13 protein-coding genes are annotated in these 15,439 nt (G+C 73.0%); 4 read left to right on the top strand and 9 right to left on the bottom strand.

All coding sequences use genetic code 11. The annotated features are described in order from the left end of the window. Positions 1 to 39: 39 nt before the first annotated feature. Positions 40 to 729, bottom strand: a complete 690-nt coding sequence (locus OO62_RS05305; RefSeq protein WP_033265976.1) for a response regulator — start codon at positions 727 to 729, stop codon at positions 40 to 42. Continuing rightward, positions 726 to 2,438, bottom strand: a complete 1,713-nt coding sequence (locus OO62_RS05300; RefSeq protein WP_033265975.1) for a sensor histidine kinase — start codon at positions 2,436 to 2,438, stop codon at positions 726 to 728. Before OO62_RS05300 ends, OO62_RS05305 begins: the two co-directional genes overlap by 4 nt. A gap of 225 nt (positions 2,439 to 2,663) precedes the next feature. Here OO62_RS05300 and OO62_RS05295 point away from each other — a divergent pair, with 225 nt between their 5' ends. The 3 genes from OO62_RS05295 to OO62_RS05285 all read left to right on the top strand — a co-directional run bounded on the left by OO62_RS05295 (position 2,664) and on the right by OO62_RS05285 (position 5,447). Next, the gene (locus OO62_RS05295; RefSeq protein WP_033265974.1) at positions 2,664 to 3,479 is read left to right on the top strand and encodes an ABC transporter ATP-binding protein; all 816 of its coding nucleotides are present in this window, start codon (positions 2,664 to 2,666) and stop codon (positions 3,477 to 3,479) included. After that, the gene (locus OO62_RS05290) at positions 3,469 to 4,344 is read left to right on the top strand and encodes an ABC transporter permease (protein WP_033266055.1); all 876 of its coding nucleotides are present in this window, start codon (positions 3,469 to 3,471) and stop codon (positions 4,342 to 4,344) included. The genes OO62_RS05295 and OO62_RS05290 overlap by 11 nt, the downstream gene beginning before the upstream one ends. Before the next feature lie 74 nt (positions 4,345 to 4,418). Next, the gene (locus tag OO62_RS05285; protein WP_033265973.1) at positions 4,419 to 5,447 is read left to right on the top strand and encodes an ABC transporter substrate-binding protein; all 1,029 of its coding nucleotides are present in this window, start codon (positions 4,419 to 4,421) and stop codon (positions 5,445 to 5,447) included. 25 nt (positions 5,448 to 5,472) lie between these two features. On the opposite strand, the gene OO62_RS05280 is transcribed toward OO62_RS05285, so the two are convergent. The 7 genes from OO62_RS05280 to OO62_RS05250 all read right to left on the bottom strand — a co-directional run bounded on the left by OO62_RS05280 (position 5,473) and on the right by OO62_RS05250 (position 13,997). Then, positions 5,473 to 6,540 (bottom strand): trypsin-like serine peptidase, encoded by a 1,068-nt coding sequence (locus OO62_RS05280; RefSeq protein ID WP_051732744.1) that lies wholly within the window; start codon positions 6,538 to 6,540, stop codon positions 5,473 to 5,475. A gap of 29 nt (positions 6,541 to 6,569) precedes the next feature. After that, positions 6,570 to 7,703: a trypsin-like peptidase domain-containing protein gene (locus OO62_RS05275; protein ID WP_033265971.1), complete on the bottom strand. Its 1,134-nt coding sequence runs from the start codon at positions 7,701 to 7,703 to the stop codon at positions 6,570 to 6,572. Then, on the bottom strand, positions 7,700 to 10,693 hold the full coding sequence (locus tag OO62_RS05270) for an AAA family ATPase (protein WP_051732741.1): 2,994 nt from the start codon (positions 10,691 to 10,693) through the stop codon (positions 7,700 to 7,702). The genes OO62_RS05275 and OO62_RS05270 overlap by 4 nt, the downstream gene beginning before the upstream one ends. Further along, positions 10,674 to 11,801: a P-loop NTPase family protein gene (locus tag OO62_RS05265; protein WP_033265970.1), complete on the bottom strand. Its 1,128-nt coding sequence runs from the start codon at positions 11,799 to 11,801 to the stop codon at positions 10,674 to 10,676. Before OO62_RS05265 ends, OO62_RS05270 begins: the two co-directional genes overlap by 20 nt. A gap of 7 nt (positions 11,802 to 11,808) precedes the next feature. Beyond that, the gene (locus tag OO62_RS05260) at positions 11,809 to 12,765 is read right to left on the bottom strand and encodes an alpha/beta fold hydrolase (RefSeq protein WP_033265969.1); all 957 of its coding nucleotides are present in this window, start codon (positions 12,763 to 12,765) and stop codon (positions 11,809 to 11,811) included. A gap of 18 nt (positions 12,766 to 12,783) precedes the next feature. Continuing rightward, a complete protein-coding gene (locus tag OO62_RS05255; RefSeq protein WP_078617019.1) occupies positions 12,784 to 13,680 on the bottom strand; it encodes a DNA/RNA non-specific endonuclease in 897 nt (298 codons plus the stop codon). Between the two features lie 125 nt (positions 13,681 to 13,805). Further along, on the bottom strand, positions 13,806 to 13,997 hold the full coding sequence (locus tag OO62_RS05250) for a DUF6381 family protein (protein WP_033265968.1): 192 nt from the start codon (positions 13,995 to 13,997) through the stop codon (positions 13,806 to 13,808). A 309-nt stretch (positions 13,998 to 14,306) separates the two neighbouring features. Here OO62_RS05250 and OO62_RS39460 point away from each other — a divergent pair, with 309 nt between their 5' ends. Further along, complete coding sequence (locus OO62_RS39460; RefSeq protein WP_159031816.1) at positions 14,307 to 15,422, top strand: hypothetical protein; 1,116 nt, start codon at positions 14,307 to 14,309, stop codon at positions 15,420 to 15,422. The last annotated feature ends 17 nt before the right edge of the window (positions 15,423 to 15,439 follow it).

Raw genomic sequence — 15,439 nt, 5'->3', positions numbered from 1 at the left:
TAGCGGCGTCCGACCGCCGCGACGAAGGCGGGCAGCCGCTCACCGGGTGGCCCACCGGTAGAGGTGCTCCGGACGCCCCGTGTCGCCGTACTTCAGGGTCAGTGTGATGTGGCCGCTGCGCTCCAGATGCTTGAGGTAGCGCTGCGCGGTGGAACGGCTGACACCGGAGCGCGTCGCGACCTCATGGGCGGACAGCGGCTGGCCCGCCCCGTCCAGGACGCGGCGGATCAGGCCGACGGTGGCCGCCGAGTGGCCCTTGGGGAGTTCGGTGTGCGGGGCCTCGGTGGTCCGGAAGGCGCCGAAGATCCGGTCGACCTGCTCCTGCCCGGCCTCGCCCCGGCCGCCCACGCCCTCGACGGTACGGCGCAACGCGGCATAGCCGTCGAGCTTGGCGCGCAGCCCCGAGTAGCCGAACGGCTTGACGAGGTACTGCAGCGCGCCGGAGCGCATCGCGTCCTGGATCGTGGCCACGTCGCGGGCCGCCGTCACCATGATCACGTCGGTGCGGTGGCCGAGCTGCCGCAGCCGCCGCACCAGCGCCAGCCCCGTCTCGTCGGGCAGGTAATGGTCGAGCAGCACCAGGTCCACCGGGGTGCGCTCCAGCGCGGCCAGCGCCTGGGCGGCGGTGTGCGCGCGGCCCGCGACGCGGAAGCCGGGCACCTGGGAGACGTACGCGGCGTTGATCTCGGCGACGTGGAAGTCGTCGTCCACCACCAGGACGTCGATCATCGTGGCTCTCCGCTCACCGTGGGTCTTCGCTCCTCGTGGCCGTGGTGCCCCCGTGACGGGGCGGCCGGCCGTTCCCCGGGGCCGTCCGGCGCCGCGCCGCGCGGGGCGAGCGCCTCGGGCAGCACGACGGTGAACACCGCGCCGCCGCCCGCGCGTGCGGTCACCCGCGCCATGCCGCCGTAGCGTTCGGCGAGCCGGCGCACCAGCGCCAGGCCGATGCCCCGCCCGCGCACCGGCGCACGCCCGGCCGTCCCGGGGCCGGCGGCCTTGGTGGACCAGCCCTCGGCGAAGATCCGCTCGCGCCGCTCCGGCGGCACCCCCGGCCCGTTGTCCGACACCCGCAGTACGGCCGTGGTGCGCTCGGCCCGCAGCTCCACCTCGACGAACGGTGCCTCGCGGCGGTGCCCGGCGCTGGCGTCCAGGGCGTTGTCGATGAGGTTGCCCAGTACGGTCACCAGGTCGCGCGGGTCGACCACCGCGTCGGGCAGCAGCGTCGCCGGCGACACCCGCAGCGAGACCCCGCGCTCGGCGGCGATCGCCGCCTTGCCGACGAGCAGCGCGGACAGCAGCGGATCGTGCACCCGCTCGGCGATCTGTTCCGCCGACGCCCGGTGCGCGCTGGTCACCTCGGTGACGAACTCCACGGCCGTGGCGTACCGGCCGAGTTCCAGCAGCCCGCGCAGCGTGTGCAGCTGGTTGGCGTGCTCGTGGTCCTGCGCCCGCAACGCGTCCAACAGGCCCTGGGTGCTGTCGAGTTCGCGACCCAGCAGCTCCAGTTCGGTACGGTCCCGCAGCGTCACCACCGCCCCGCCGTCCCGGGTCGGCACGCGGTTGGCGATCAGCACCCGGCCGCCGCAGACGGCCAGCAGATCCGCGCCGTCCACCCGCCCGGCCAGCACCTCGGTCGTCCGGCCCGGCGGCAGTACCTCGTCCAGCGCCCGCCCCGCGGCCCCCGCACCGATCCCGAGCAGCCGCCCGGCCTCGTCATTGACGAGCCGGATCCGGCCCCGGCTGTCGAAGGCCACCACCCCCTCGCGGATGCTGTGCAGCATCGCCTCGCGCTCGTCGAGCAGTGCGGAGATGTCGGCGAACGCGACCCCGTGCGTACGGCGGCGCAGCCGGCGGGAGAGCACGACGGCGGCCAGCACCCCGACGGCCAGCGCCGCGCCCGCGTACCGCAGCACGGTGGGGATGGTGCCCATCAGCCGCCCCCGGACGCTGTCGTAGGCGATGCCGACCGACACCGCGCCGACGATCCGGCCGCGGGCGTCCCGCAGCGGGACCTTGGCGCGGGCCGAGCGGCCCAGCGTCCCGGTGTCGATCTGCCGCACCTCCTGGCCGGCGAGGGTGCGGCTGGGGTCGGTGGAGACGTGCCGGCCGATCTCGGCGGGATTGGTGTGCGACCAGCGCACCCCGTGGGGGTCCATCACCACGATGTACAGCGCGCCGGTCGCCCGGCGGATCCGCTCGGCGTCCGCCTGCACCGGTCCGTGCGGGGCCGGTCCGGTGGTCGTCAGTTCGCGGGCCAGGTCCGGGTCGGCGGCGGTGGTCTGCGCGATGGCCAGCGCCCGCCGCATCGCCTGGTCGTCGAGCTGGGAGCTGAGCGGCGCGAGGAACAGGCCGGTGGCGAGGACCATCACGCCGGTGGTGAGGGTGACCTGCGCGGTCAGGACTTGCGCGAAGACGCGTCTGGGCCAGTGGATCCGCATGCCTCTCCCTCGTCCTCGGCCCTCCGCGGGTTGCGGAACCGGCGCTTCCTCTTCACCGCCGGGTGCCCGCACCGTAAGCCCTGCGTGAGCGCCTGCCCACCCCCTGGTGATCTCGAAGTTGTTCTAGCGTGAGCAAAACGAGCACAACAGGGTTTGCGCGCAGAAAGGTGGCTTGCGCCCACAAGGCTGCCGCTGTGGCCCGCACCACTCCTAGCCTCCCGGCTCATGAACAGCCACACGAGCCCCGCGATCGAACTGCGGGGAACGAGCAAGACATTCCGCACCCCCTCGGGTGCGCTGCACACCGCCGTCCGGGATCTGGACCTCGTCGTCGGACGGGGAGAGTTCGTCGCGGTGGTCGGGCCCACCGGGTGCGGCAAGTCCACCACCCTGACCCTGGTCAGCGGCCTGGAGGAGCCGACCCGGGGCGAGGTGCTGGTCGCCGGCGAGCCGGTCCGCGGCATCGGCGACAAGATCGGGTTCGTGTTCCAGCAGGACGCGGTCTTCCCCTGGCGCACCGTGCTGTCGAACGTGATGGCCGGACCCCGCTTCCGCGGCGTACCCAAGCCCGAGGCCAAGGAGCGGGCGCGGGAATGGCTGGCCAGGGTCGGGCTGGCGTCCTTCGAGGACCGCTACCCGCACCAGCTCTCCGGCGGCCAGCGCAAGCGGGTCGCGCTCGCCGCGACGTTCGTCAACGACCCCGACATCCTGCTGATGGACGAGCCGTTCTCCGCGCTCGACGTGCAGACCCGGGCGCTGATGTCGGACGAGCTCCTGGACCTGTGGGCGGGCACCGGCGCCTCCGTCGTCTTCGTCACCCACGACTTGGAGGAGTCCATCGCCCTCGCCGACAAGGTCGTGGTGATGACCGCCGGGCCGGCGACCGTCAAGGAGGTCTTCGAGATCGACCTGCCGCGGCCCCGACGGGTCGAATCGGTACGGCTGGAGCCACGGTTCATCGAGATCTACCGGGAGATCTGGTCCTCGCTCGGCGAAGAGGTTCGCATCACCCGCGAGAGGGGTGCCGCAGATGTCGCCTGACACCGCCTCCGCCCCCGTGGGGATGACCAAGTCCCCCACCGGAGCTGACCGTTCGCAGGAGCGGGCGCGCGCCGCGCGCAACCACAGGCTGCTGGTCCAGGGCACCCGGGTGCTGCTGCTCGTCGGCCTGATCGGACTGTGGGAGGGACTGGCCCGCGCCGCCGTCATCGATCCCTTCAACTTCTCGATGCCCTCGAAGATCTGGGACCAGATCGTCCAGTGGGCACTGCACGGCACCCCGCAGGGTTCGCTGTGGGAACAGATCTGGTACACGCTCTACGAAGCGCTGCTCGGCTGGGTCGTCGGCGTCATCGCCGGGGTGGTGCTGGGCATCGCGCTCGGCCGGGTCCGCTTCCTGGCCGATGTGCTCGGCCCGTACATCAAGGTGCTCAACGCGCTGCCGAGGATCGTGCTGGCCCCGATCTTCCTTATCTGGTTCGGACTCGGACCGGCCTCCAAGGTCGCCTCGGCCGTCGTCCTGGTGTTCTTCCCGGTCTTCTTCAACGCCTTCCAGGGCGCCCGCGAGGTGGACCGCAACCTGGTCGCCAACTCCCGGATCCTCGGGGCGAGCAGCCGCCAGGTCACCCTGCAGGTGGTGATCCCGTCCGCCACCTCGTGGATCTTCACCAGCCTGCACGTCAGCTTCGGCTTCGCACTGATCGGCGCGATCGTCGGCGAGTACATCGGCGCGACCAAGGGCCTCGGCCTGCTGGTCTCGGCGTCCCAGGGCACCTTCAACGCGGCCGGCGTCTACGCGGCCATGGTGATCCTCGCCGTCGTCGCCCTGCTCGCCGAGGGACTGCTGGCCTTCCTGGAGAAGCGGCTCTTCCGCTGGAAGCCGGCCGACGCCGGCGCCGAACGCTGAACCCCGGCCGACACCTCCGCCACCCGCTCAACACCCGCCTCCCGTAAGCCCGTCACCACACCAAGGACACCACCATGCGCACCCACCTCAAGCTCGCGACCGCCACGGCCGCCACGATGCTGGCCCTCACCACGCTGACCGCCTGCGGGGGATCCTCCGGCGGAGCCGCCGACGCCAAGGACGGCAAGGTCAAGATCATGGTGGGGGGTCTCGACAAGGTCATCTACCTGCCCGCCAGACTGACCCAGCAGCTCGGCTACTTCCAGGACGAGGGCCTGCACGTCACCCTGCTCACCGAACCGGCCGGTGTGCAGGCCACCACCTCGCTGATCTCCGGCGACGTCCAGGGCGTCGTCGGCTTCTACGACCACACCCTCGACCTCCAGGTCAAGGGCAAGCAGGTGGAGTCGGTGGTGCAGCTCGCCCACGCCCCCGGCGAGGTCGAGGTGGTCTCGAACAAGGCCGCCGGCGACCTCACCTCCGCCAAGGACTTCAAGGGCAAGAAGCTCGGCGTCACCGGCCTCGGCTCGTCCACCGACTTCCTCACCAAGTACCTCGCGGTGAAGAACGGGGTGCAGACCAACGAGTTCACGCCGGTGGCGGTCGGCGCCGGCCAGACCTTCATCTCCGCCCTCCAGCAGGGCTCGATCCAGGGCGGGATGACGACCGACCCGACGGTCGCACAGATCGTGGACAAGAAGCTGGGCAAGGTCCTCATCGACATGCGGACGCCCGAGGGCTCCAAGGAGGCGCTCGGCGGCCCGTACCCCTCGTCCAGCCTCTACATGAACACCGACTGGGTGAACAGCCACAAGGACACGGTGCGCAAGCTGGCCAAGGCATTCGTGAAGACCCTCAAGTGGATGTCCACCCACTCCGCCGAGCAGATCGCCGCCAAGATGCCCGCCGACTACGCGCAGGGCGGCAAGCAGCTCTACGCCCAGGCGATCAAGGACACCCTGCCGATGTTCACCAAGGACGGGGTGATGCCGGCCGACGGCCCGGCGACCGTCGAGCGGGTGCTGAAGGCGTTCAACCCCAACCTCAAGAACGCCACGGTGGATCTGAAGAAGACCTACACCACCGAGTTCGTCAAGAAGTAGCGGCGGCCCCGGAGCGCGGGCCCGGTCAGACGAAGTTGATGTCCGCCCGGGCCAGCAGCGGGTCGTCGACCAGCTGCCACAGCGGTACGGCGAAGTTGCCGGAGCCGTAACGGCCCCCGAAGTGCAGCCCCAGCACCCGGTGGTCGGAGAGGTCGATGACGGGCGAGCCGCTGTTGCCGCCCAGCGTGGAACAGTCGTGCCCGAGGGCGTCGCCGCCCGGCACCAGCCCCGTGGCGGTGCCGGGCTGCAGCCGTTTGACGTTGTAGATGTCCATGAAGATCCGGCGCATCGACTCCGGTTCGTTGCGCCGGCCGTCGTACGCCGGATAGCCGACGCAGTACACCGGGCGGCCGGGCAGGTCGGCGGGCGCGTCCGCGGCCACCGCCAGGGGGGCCGGCAGTGCCCCGGCGCCGGCCGGCGGCGCCACCCGCAGCAGGGCCAGATCGACGTCCTCGTGGATGCCCACCACCTCGACGACGTCGTAGGACGGGCCGCCGCCCTCCGGAGCGGTGTCGCCGTACTCCTCACCCATGTCGACATTGGCCCTGATGCCCTGCTGGAAGCTCCAGCCGCGGCCGTCGCCCCGGGCGAACTCCGCCGCCACATGGCGGTTCGTCAGTACCGTGTCCGGGCCGACCAGGAACGCCGTGCCCAGCCAGTCCAGGCTGAGGTGCCCGCTCAGCTCGACCCGCCCGACCCGCGCGAAGGACTCCCGGATCGCGTCCCGGTGGCCGTCCAGCACCGCCCAGTCGCCCTGCTGCGGCGCGAAGTCGTGCTGCTGCACGAGGATCGCGGGGCGGCCCTCCAGCAGCACGATGGCCTCCATGCCGAAGGACTCGTCGTCGCTGATCTCGTCCGCCCGCCCCTCGGCGAGCTTCTCCAGCCCGGTGACGCCCGCCGACAGCACCCGGGTCCGCTCCTGCTGGGCGAACTGCGCGATCTGCCCGGCCGGCAGCTCGTCGGCGGGCAACTCCTCCAGCGATTCGGGGATCTCCCAGGAGAGCCCGTCCCGCACCCGCGCCGCGACCTCCCGCAGGTCCGAGAAGACCTGTTCGGGCCCGGCCGCCACCGGTGATCCGCTCCTGCTGTGCATCTCGCCCTCCTCGGACGCTCGGTGAGCCGCTACGGCGCCGCCTGCGCGGCGGTGATCTCGGCGTGGACGCCGGGACTGCTGGTCTCCAGATGGCGCAGCACGCTGCGCATCTGCGTGCCGACATTGACGAATGCCGTGGTCCTGCCCTGGAACTGCACGTTCTCCACCCGCCGGGTCCCCCGGTGCAGCGCCACCACCTTCCAGTCGTCGGTGAAGACCGGGGAACCGGAGGAGCCGCCGCGGGTGTCGGTGAAGTAGCGGACGTCGTTCTCGTCCGCCTCGTAGACGAGGTTGTTGCGCAGCGCGACCCGCTTCGGCTGCCCACCGGGATGCTGGATGATGTTGACCGCCACGTAGTCGCCCCGGGCCACCGCGAGCGGCCGCTCCGCCAGCCGCAGCACCGGCCGGGCCGGCCCGGCGGCCAGCCGCAGCACCGCGTAGTCGAGCGCGGCGTCCGCGGCGACCAGCTCGCCGACCGTGACCTCCGCCGTCTCCACCTCGTCGGTGTCGAAGTCGAAGCGGACCGTGGTGTGCCGCGCCTGGAGCCGCAGATCCTCCTCGTCGGCCGTCGGACGCCCGGCGCCGGTGCCCGCCCGGGCGTTGACCACGTGGTGATTGGTGATCAGCAGATCCGGGGCGATCAGCCAGCCCGTCCCCGCGTGCGGGAAGCCGTTCGGCTGGAGCGGGGCGCCCCCTTGGTACGGCGGCACCTTGATCCGGGCCACCGACCCGCCCGCGAGCTCACCGCCGCGCAGGAAGCCGATCGGGACGGTGTCGTCCCGGTGGACGATCTCCTCCTTGATCTCCGCCGCCGGGGACGGCAGCCCGGCCAGTACGTCCGGCTCACCGCCCGCCTTGCGCGCCACCTCGTCCAGCGCCCGCTGGAAGACGGTGAGCGGTTCGGCCTCGGTGGTCTCCGCGACGGCGTTGCGCAGCCAGATCTCCAGCGGCACCGTGCCGTCCACCAGCCGCTCCACCCGGTTCATCTCGTTGAGGTCCGAGTGCACCTGGCGCCCGGGCGCCGGGTTGAGCGGCAGCGTGCCGCGGTAGCGGGGCATGATCCCGTCGAGCAGCAGCGGCCGCACCGCCGGGTCGGCGAGCCCGGTCTCCACCGCGGCGTCCAGCACCTGGCGGATCTCGTCGGGGGAGAGGTAGCTGCTCATCGGCCGGCCCGCCCGGCCGCGCTGGTCTCGTCCGCCCTGGTGCGGTGCGCCTCCCGCGCCGCGGCCGTCGGCCGGCCGCCGCTGCCCGCCCCCATCGCCGCGGCCACCCCGGCGACGATCTCACCGCTGGTGTCGGGGACGTCCAGCAGCCGCCGGGCCAGCGCGTCGAGCGTGCCGCGGTCCCGGGCCAGCCGCAGGATGCCGGAGATGCCGGTGGGGGCCCCGCCCGCCTGCGGCCTGGTCGGGCCCGCCGCGTCGTCCAGGATCTCCATCACCCGGCCCAGCAGCGCCGGCTGCCGGCGGGTGGCCCGCCGCATCGCGGCGCCCAGTTCGTCCAGCGTCTCGTCGTCGGCGGGCAGCCCCACCACCTCCAGGGCGTGGGCGAGCGCTCCCGGGGCCCGCTGGTAGATCTGCGAGGCCACCGCGCGCACCAGCACCGGCCGGCCGGCGAGCACCGCGTCGGGCAACTCCGCCAGCCGTTCCGCGAGTTGGTGGTCCGCCTCGCTCTGCACGCCGGGTAGGTCGTCGGTCAGCTGGGCCCGGGCCAGCAGCGCGCCCATCGCCTCCAGGTCCTGCCCCAGGCCCATCGCGACGTCCTCCGCCGTGCGCAGCGCACGGTCCGCGCCGCTCCGGTCGCCGTCCTCCTGCGCGAGCCGGGCGGACAGCAGCAGCAGCTCCAGCCGGCGTTCCCCGCACCCGGCGCGCTCCGCCGGCCCGAGGGCCTCGGCCACGGCCCGGCGGGCCTCGTCCCGCTGCCCGAGCCGGTTCAGCGTCTCGGCGTACAGCGCGTGCAGCGGACTGCACGGGGTCCAGGGCCGACGCCGGCCGATCCGCTCGCACGCCGCCCGGGCGTAGCCCTGCGCCAGCAGGTCCTCGACCTCCTGGGCGGCGATCCGCTCCCAGTCCTCCTGGTCGGCGCCCGCCGCCACCTTGTCGGGAGTGCCGCCGCCGAGCCGGGCCGTCAGCAGCCCCGCGGCCCGCGGCGTCATGTCCTGCTGTGCCCCGGCCAGGAACCGCTCGACGCCCGGCAGCCAGCGCTCCTCCACCGAGCGCGGGTCCTCGTCCAGCCGCAGCCGGTGGTAGATCTCCTCGGCGCGCGCCTCCAGCCCGTCCCGCGCGGCGTAGTACTCGACCGCCCGGCGTTCGACCGCGCGCATCACCTCCGTATGGGCACCGCCCGGCAGCCGCAGCATGATGGCGCGCACATCGCCGCGGTAGCGCACGGCGTCCGGGCGGGCGGGCTCGACCATGTCCAGGCGGCTCAACTCGGCGAAGAGGTCCCGGGCGCGGTCCTCGGTCGGCACCCGCAGCCCGCACGGCCCGGCCAGTACCTCCTTGACGATCTCCGGGGTGATGACCCGCAGCACCAGGCCCGGATGCGCGAGCTTGCGGACGTCCGCGTCGGCGATATGACTGAGGATCCGGTCGTAGAGGATGCCCTGCACCAGCAGCTGGTCGACGCGGCGGAAGACCTCGCGGCGGCGCTCGGGCAGACTGCGGATCAGCTCCCCGGCCCGCCCGGACTCCTCCCCGGTGAGCGTGACCGCCCGCGCTGCCAGCTGGAGGCTGAGCGGATGCCCGCCCACCCGGTGGGCCAGCTCCCGGGCGACTTCCGTCTCCCGGACCCCGCACGACATCAGCACGTCGACGGACGCCTCGGTGTCCAGCTCGCCGAGTTCGATGTCGAGCGGTCTCGAGGTCTTCGCGGGATGCTCCACCGGTGCCCGCCCGGCGACGATGAAGCGCAGCCGCGGATAGACCCGCTGGAGCGCCAGGAAGATCGCCCAGGTCCGGCCCAGCGCAGGTGAGCCGCGGTACTGCGCCTCCTCGCACGAGTCGAGGACCATCACGAACGGCGGGTCCGGCTGGTCCGGGGAGGTCTTGTGCTCCGCGACGGCCCGCACCAGGACGTCGGCGACCCGCCGGATCAGATCGGTCTCCCGTCCGGTGGCCAGCAGATGGAACTGCTGCGAGGAGCGGCGACCCAACATCGCCCGGGTGGTGGCGAGTTCGTGCAGCTGGCTGACCCGCTCCTGTCCCTCGCGCTGGCTGCGGGCGGCCTGCTGGCACTCGTCGGCCAGCGCGTCCAGCTCGGCGCGGTGGGCGGGGTACTGGACACCGAGCTGGCGGGCGGCCTCCGCGATCAGGGTGACCGGCTCCTGGATGGCGAGGGTGGGCCGCTCGAAGTCGATGTACGCGAACGGGAAGCCGGCGGACGGATCGCGGGCACCTTCGAGCACGAACTTCGCGAGCAGGGTGCTCTTGCCCATCCCGCCCGGGCCGTGGATGACCAGCGGCGGCACCGGCACCGGGGGACCGCCCGCCGGCCGGCCGGGCTCCGCCGGCGCACCCGGCGTGCCGACGTAGGCCCGCAGTGCCTCCGTCTCCCGGGAACGCCCCCGGAAGGCCCGGCTGACGAGGCGTTCGAGGGGCTCCAGCAGCCTGGCCCGCTCCAGGGCGTGCTGCAGCTCGGCGGGGTCCGGAAGGCCGGTCACCCGCGGGACCTGCGACAGCCACAGCACCGCCTGGAGAGCCTCGGCCAGCTCGTCGGCGCCCAGCCGCTCCGTCGCCGGCGGATTGCCGAACAGGTGGGCCAGCGCGAAGCGTTCCGGCCCGGGCCCGGTGGGGAGCTGGCCGATGTTGCACGCCAGGAGGCGCCGGGCGGCCTCGGGCCCGGCCAGGCCACGCAGCGTCTCCTCCCGCACCTCGGCCCTGAGGGCCCACTCCGGCTGGTCCGGCATCCCCAGCGTCGTACAGTCGTCGACCAGTTCCAGGACCGCGCCGCCGGTGGCGCGCTTCTCCCCGGGCAGCCGCAGCAGCCGCGGATCGAACCGGGCCAGCAGACAGGCCGCCTCCCGGTAGGCGCGGCGGGCGCGGGAGACCTGCCGGGTGCGGTCCCCGCCGGTGTGCAGCGCCTCGCGCAGCCGGGCGGCGAACAGCTCCCGCAGCCCGGACGGCGCCGGGGGGCGCTCAGAGGGACCGGTAGACAAGGACCGCTCCCTCCGCCGCCGTGCAGAGCCGGCGCATGTAGCTCTCGCCGCCCGCGGCCTCCGTTTCGATGGCGCGCAGCACCTCGTCCACGGCCACCTCGACGAGCTCGTCGATGGCGGCCTCCCGGGGCCCGCCCACCCTCAGGAGCTCCGGCGGCGATTCGTGGAAGACCTGGTGGAAGAAGGAGTGCAGCTCGCCCGGGCCGGCCGGCCGCGCGGTGTCCCAGCAGAGGTTTCCGCGTAAGTCGTAGGGGAGTTGGCGCATGGCGCGCCCGTACCCGAGCAGCACCAGCCGGGGCGCCTGATCGCCGCGGGCGGCGGCGTGCTCGTAGAGGGCCGTCGCGAGCTGCCCGATGAAGTCCCACACGTCGGAGCTGGGATCGAGCTTGTCGCACTCGTCGAGGACCAGCCACAGGTGCTCCTCGGCGGCGGTCGCCCGGCCGGCCACCCAGTGCGCCGCCTCGTCGATCGAGGGCAGCAGGTCGTTGAGGTCGGTCGGGTTCAGCGGGGAGGCACCCTCGCCGGGACCGGCGACGAAGTCGGCCAGCCGCCGTACGACCTTGGCGGCGGTGGAGGTGCGCGACAGCGTGACCCGCACCGGGCGGAATCCGCTGTGCTGTCCGATGTGGCGCAGGAAGTTGTAGGTGTACGACCGGCCGCTGCCCGGCTCCCCGTCGACCAGCAGGATGAACTTCTCGGGGTCCGCGAGGAACCGCCGCAGCGTCTCGCGCAGATCCTCCCGGCCGATGAAGGCTTCGGTGCCGTTCTTCAGCACACAGGCACGGAAGTTGTCCCGTGCCGCGTGGGCGCGGAAGTCCTCACGCAGCCGCTCCAGCAGGTCCCGGGCCTTGACGATGTCCGGGAGCACCGCCAGCCGGTCGACCGAGGTGAGCGCCTCGACCAGCCGCAGCTGCCGCTCGATGCCGGTGCGCGAGGCGTGCACGAGGGCGCGGGCGTTGTCGGAGCTGACGTGGGTGAGCGGCAGGGCACTGACGAACTCCGGGGCGAAGCCGTACTGGGCGAGCTGGGAGTGCGGGTCGGTGGTGTCTAGCAGGTACTCCTGGGCCCAGGTGGTGACCAGATCCCACTCCGTCTCGGTCAGCGGCATCCCGGACCTACCCGCCACCGTCGCCGAAGATCCGCTGCACCGGTTCCCTGACCTCGCGCTGGGACAGGTACTCGGCGATGCCGTGGTGATTCCTGCTGTCGTTGACCACCAGCAGGTCGGTGATCCGCTCCTGCGGTGCGTACTCGGGGCGCAGGGTGTGGTCGAGGGCCACCAGGTCCCGCAGGTCCGAGGCGTTGCGCCAGGCGGCCACCCCCGCGGGGACGGCCGGCGGCCGCGCCAGGTGGTCCTGCACCTCGGAGACCGCCAGCGGGGAGCCCACGGTGACCAGCAGATCCACCGGGCGCCCCTGCTCCTGCAGCACCTCGTACGCGATGATCGTGCCCAGGCTGTGCCCGACCACCACGAGCGGGCCGCCGTCCAGGCCGTCCAGCGCCCGGGCGACCACCTCGCGCATCGCCGGCCCCGCCCCGCCGAAGAAGTAGGCGTACACGTCCTTGAAGGCGTGCTGGACCAGCAGCCGGAACAGCGCGGTGCGGCCCGACCGGGGCAGCCGGAGCGCCTCCAGCGGGAGCGCTGCGGTGGGCTCCTCGGGCGCGCCGGCCTCGGCGAGGGTGTCCGCGAGGTACGTCATGTCCCGCAGCCAGTCGGCCAGCGCGCTCTCGTCGGGGCGGACCCGCTCCTCCACGGCGGTCGCATCCTCCGCGGCGGCCGCACCGGCCTCCAGGCGCGCCTCCTCCAGGGTCCGCGCCACGAAGTCTTCCGCCGGCTCGGGCGCGGCACCGGCGGGGACGTCCGCCCGCTCCTCGACCCGTTCCGGCGCGCCGTCCAGCGGGTCCGGGCCGAAGTCGGGCAGCGGCTCGGGGTACCGCAGCGGGGCCCAGTACGCCATCCGCGACGCCGCGCCCATGTCGTGGCCGAACAGTGCCGTGTCCCACTGGGACTTCAGCAGCTCCGGACGGACCTTGTTCCCGTTGCCGTGGACGTAGACCACGCTGGGCGGCATCGTGCTTCCTCTCGTCGTTCAGCCGCGCCCGAGCACGATGTCGTCGTGCGAGGCGAGCCGCAGCCAGCGTTCGCGCGGAGCGCGCTCCGCCGGCATCAGGTCGGCGTCCGGCAGTGGGCCCAGGTCCAGCGAGGTGAGCTCGACGACGTCCGACACCGGGACCTGGAAGGTGCGGAAGGCGCCCAGGGGCGGCGGTGCCCCCGGCGTCGCGCCGGCCATCGCCCGCTCGAAGTCCCGGGACAGATCCGGACTCTGGTCGAGGACGTACGCCGTCGCCGCCAGCGCCCCGTCCTGAAGGAACGCCGCCACCTTCCAGAAGCGCAGCGGCACCTGGACGCCCCGGTACGGGGGGTCCGAGTCGTGCAGCACCGGGCCGGTCAGCACGGTCAGCTTGCGGTCGAAGTCGGCGGCGTTGCCGAGCAGGTAGTTCTCCAGCCCCTGCCAGAGCTTCTTGCCCTGGTTGAAGACGTCGGCCTGCGGGGCGGCGTTGGTGTAGTGGAAGGTGTCCGCGTTGGCCAGGCCGGCCTCGGCGGCCGTGCCCCAGACCGGGTCGAGGCGGCGCACCAGATGCCCCTTGTCCAGGGAGTTGCCCACGTAGATGTCGTCGCCCATCTGCCGGTCCTCGGGCACCCGCGGATCGAACTGCCAGCCGTTCTCGCGTGGTACGTGCTCCAGCAGCTGCCGGCCGTCGATGCAGACCGCGGTGGCCGCAGCGGTCCGCCGGTCCGGGCGCAGCACCACCGTGAAGTGGGTGTACGGCAGGGTCACGGTGGCCACGTCGGGGCTGTTCGGTTTCGGCAGCGGGACCGGGACGCCGAGGAAGTTCTCGTCGTAGCCGGCACGGTCGGCCAGGGTGTCGCGGGACGGGGCCCCGGCGGCCGCCCCGCCCGCCTGTGGGGAAGCTGATGGGGTCATGTGATAACCGCTTCCCGGTGGTGCGGACCGGCCACCGGCGGCCACCCCGAAGCCACTCGAACAGCCGCGCGCATCGCGTACGGGACGCCGCCCGGGGCCGCGTCCCGTACCCGTGGAGCGCTCTCTCAGTCCGAGGGGTAGATGTCCCCGCCCCGCATCATGCTTTCCTGTTCGCTCTGCGACTGGAGCCGGCGGGCCTTCTCCTCCAGCCGCTTCCGCTCGTCCGGGTCGGCGGTGTGTTCCGCGGTCGCCTTCAGTTCCTGGGCCTTGTCGCGCATCTGCTGAATGCGTGCGCGGGCTTCTCCCTGTGCATTCATGAGCCGTCCTCGTGATCCGTCGTCGCGCGGTGGGGGGCCGCATATACCAGCGAATCAGGCCCGGCGGCCGGCGGCACGTCGGGAGGTCGCCCGACGGGCCGCGGAAGCGGCCGGAGTCGACGAAGCGGGATCGTAGAAGGCCGCGGAACCGCGGCGCGCCCGGGGAATTCGGCGTGTCTCCACCGTATGGCCTTCCTGAATGGCGAGAGCGGGCGAGAGGGACGTTGGCTGTGGCACAGCAGCACAACGTCCGCTGAGTGTCAGCGCTTCTGGTGTTTGACGCTCCCCATCGTTCAGTGGAGTCCCTCCATGTCATCCGAACCAGCACTTTGTGGGGGCGACGCCGAACTGTCATCGACAGAACACGGCGAGCACATTCCGCCCAACACCCCTGAGAAGAACTCGGCCCGCACCCTCCTGTGGGAGGCAGTCACCCACCGGCCCCTGGAGGAAGTCGCCGCTCTGGTGGAACTGCTCAAGCGCAGCGGTGACGTTCCCAACCCCGGCGATGAAGCCCTGCGCATGGCGGTCGTCTCCCGCCCCGTGAGCGATGTGGCGGCGCTCTTCGACCTCCTCCAGGCCACCCCGCACACCGTGGAGGCCGGCCGCGACGCCCTGCGCGCCGCGGCGGTGGGCAGATCCGTCGAGGAGGTCGCGCAGCTGATCGAGATGTTCGACCGCTCCGAGGACGGTGGTGCGGACCCCTACGGCGCCCCCGATCCCTACGGCATGTCCGACCCCTACCCGCCCGGCCCCGGTGGCCCCGGTGGTCCGATGGGGCCAGGTGGTCCCATGGGCCCCGCCGAGCCGGAGCCCACCTCGTCCCTGCACGTCCTCGACCCGGACGTCCGTCCGCTGGGCAACGCCGCCCACGCGGGTGGCACCGGCCGGCTGGACTCCGCCCCGCCGCAGCCGCCCAACCGCCCGCCGTGGGCCCAACGTCCGGCCGGCACCGCGCCGCAGCACGGCGGCCCGGCGTGGGCCAACGGGCACGACGAGTCCCGCCAGCCGGGATACGCCATGCCCGGGGTGCTGCGTTCCGTACTGCGCTGGCCCGCGGCCGGGGCCCTCGCGCTGTGCGGGCTGAGCCACCTGCCGGTGAACGCCTCGCACCTGCACGGGGCCCAGGCGGCCGCCGGGCTGTCGATGGCCATCGCGCTGGTCTACCTGCTGCTCGCGGGCTGGCTGGCGATGCGCGACACCGCCCTGGTCTGGACGGTGAGCGCCGCGGCGGCCATGGTCATCATCGCGCTGCACGCGCTGTCCCGGGCCGGGGTCCTCAACCCGCTGGGCGGTGGCCTCGGCGAGGCCGGCATGTGGCCCGAAATGATGGCGGTGGCACTGGCCATCATCAGCGCGGGGCTCGCCGGTGCGGCCCTGCTGAGCCGTCCGCGCCGGGTCGGTCCGGCGCCGGCCGGAGCGTGAAGCCGCAGCAGGACGCG

The sequence above is a fragment of the Streptomyces lydicus genome (assembly GCF_000717345.1).
Classification (GTDB): domain Bacteria; phylum Actinomycetota; class Actinomycetes; order Streptomycetales; family Streptomycetaceae; genus Streptomyces; species Streptomyces lydicus.
This window is presented reverse-complemented; position numbering and strand designations above follow the sequence as displayed.

Excerpts from the sequence above, each read along its gene's own strand:
- OO62_RS05305 (WP_033265976.1), bottom strand. The coding sequence starts at position 729 with ATGATCGACGTCCTGGTGGTGGACGACGACTTCCACGTCGCCGAGATC.
- OO62_RS05300 (WP_033265975.1), bottom strand. The coding sequence starts at position 2,438 with ATGCGGATCCACTGGCCCAGACGCGTCTTCGCGCAAGTCCTGACCGCG.
- OO62_RS05295 (WP_033265974.1), top strand. The coding sequence starts at position 2,664 with ATGAACAGCCACACGAGCCCCGCGATCGAACTGCGGGGAACGAGCAAG.
- OO62_RS05290 (WP_033266055.1), top strand. The coding sequence starts at position 3,469 with ATGTCGCCTGACACCGCCTCCGCCCCCGTGGGGATGACCAAGTCCCCC.
- OO62_RS05285 (WP_033265973.1), top strand. The coding sequence starts at position 4,419 with ATGCGCACCCACCTCAAGCTCGCGACCGCCACGGCCGCCACGATGCTG.
- OO62_RS05280 (WP_051732744.1), bottom strand. The coding sequence starts at position 6,540 with ATGCACAGCAGGAGCGGATCACCGGTGGCGGCCGGGCCCGAACAGGTC.
- OO62_RS05275 (WP_033265971.1), bottom strand. The coding sequence starts at position 7,703 with ATGAGCAGCTACCTCTCCCCCGACGAGATCCGCCAGGTGCTGGACGCC.
- OO62_RS05265 (WP_033265970.1), bottom strand. The coding sequence starts at position 11,801 with ATGCCGCTGACCGAGACGGAGTGGGATCTGGTCACCACCTGGGCCCAG.
- OO62_RS05260 (WP_033265969.1), bottom strand. The coding sequence starts at position 12,765 with ATGCCGCCCAGCGTGGTCTACGTCCACGGCAACGGGAACAAGGTCCGT.
- OO62_RS05255 (WP_078617019.1), bottom strand. The coding sequence starts at position 13,680 with ATGACCCCATCAGCTTCCCCACAGGCGGGCGGGGCGGCCGCCGGGGCC.
- OO62_RS05250 (WP_033265968.1), bottom strand. The coding sequence starts at position 13,997 with ATGAATGCACAGGGAGAAGCCCGCGCACGCATTCAGCAGATGCGCGAC.
- OO62_RS39460 (WP_159031816.1), top strand. The coding sequence starts at position 14,307 with ATGTCATCCGAACCAGCACTTTGTGGGGGCGACGCCGAACTGTCATCG.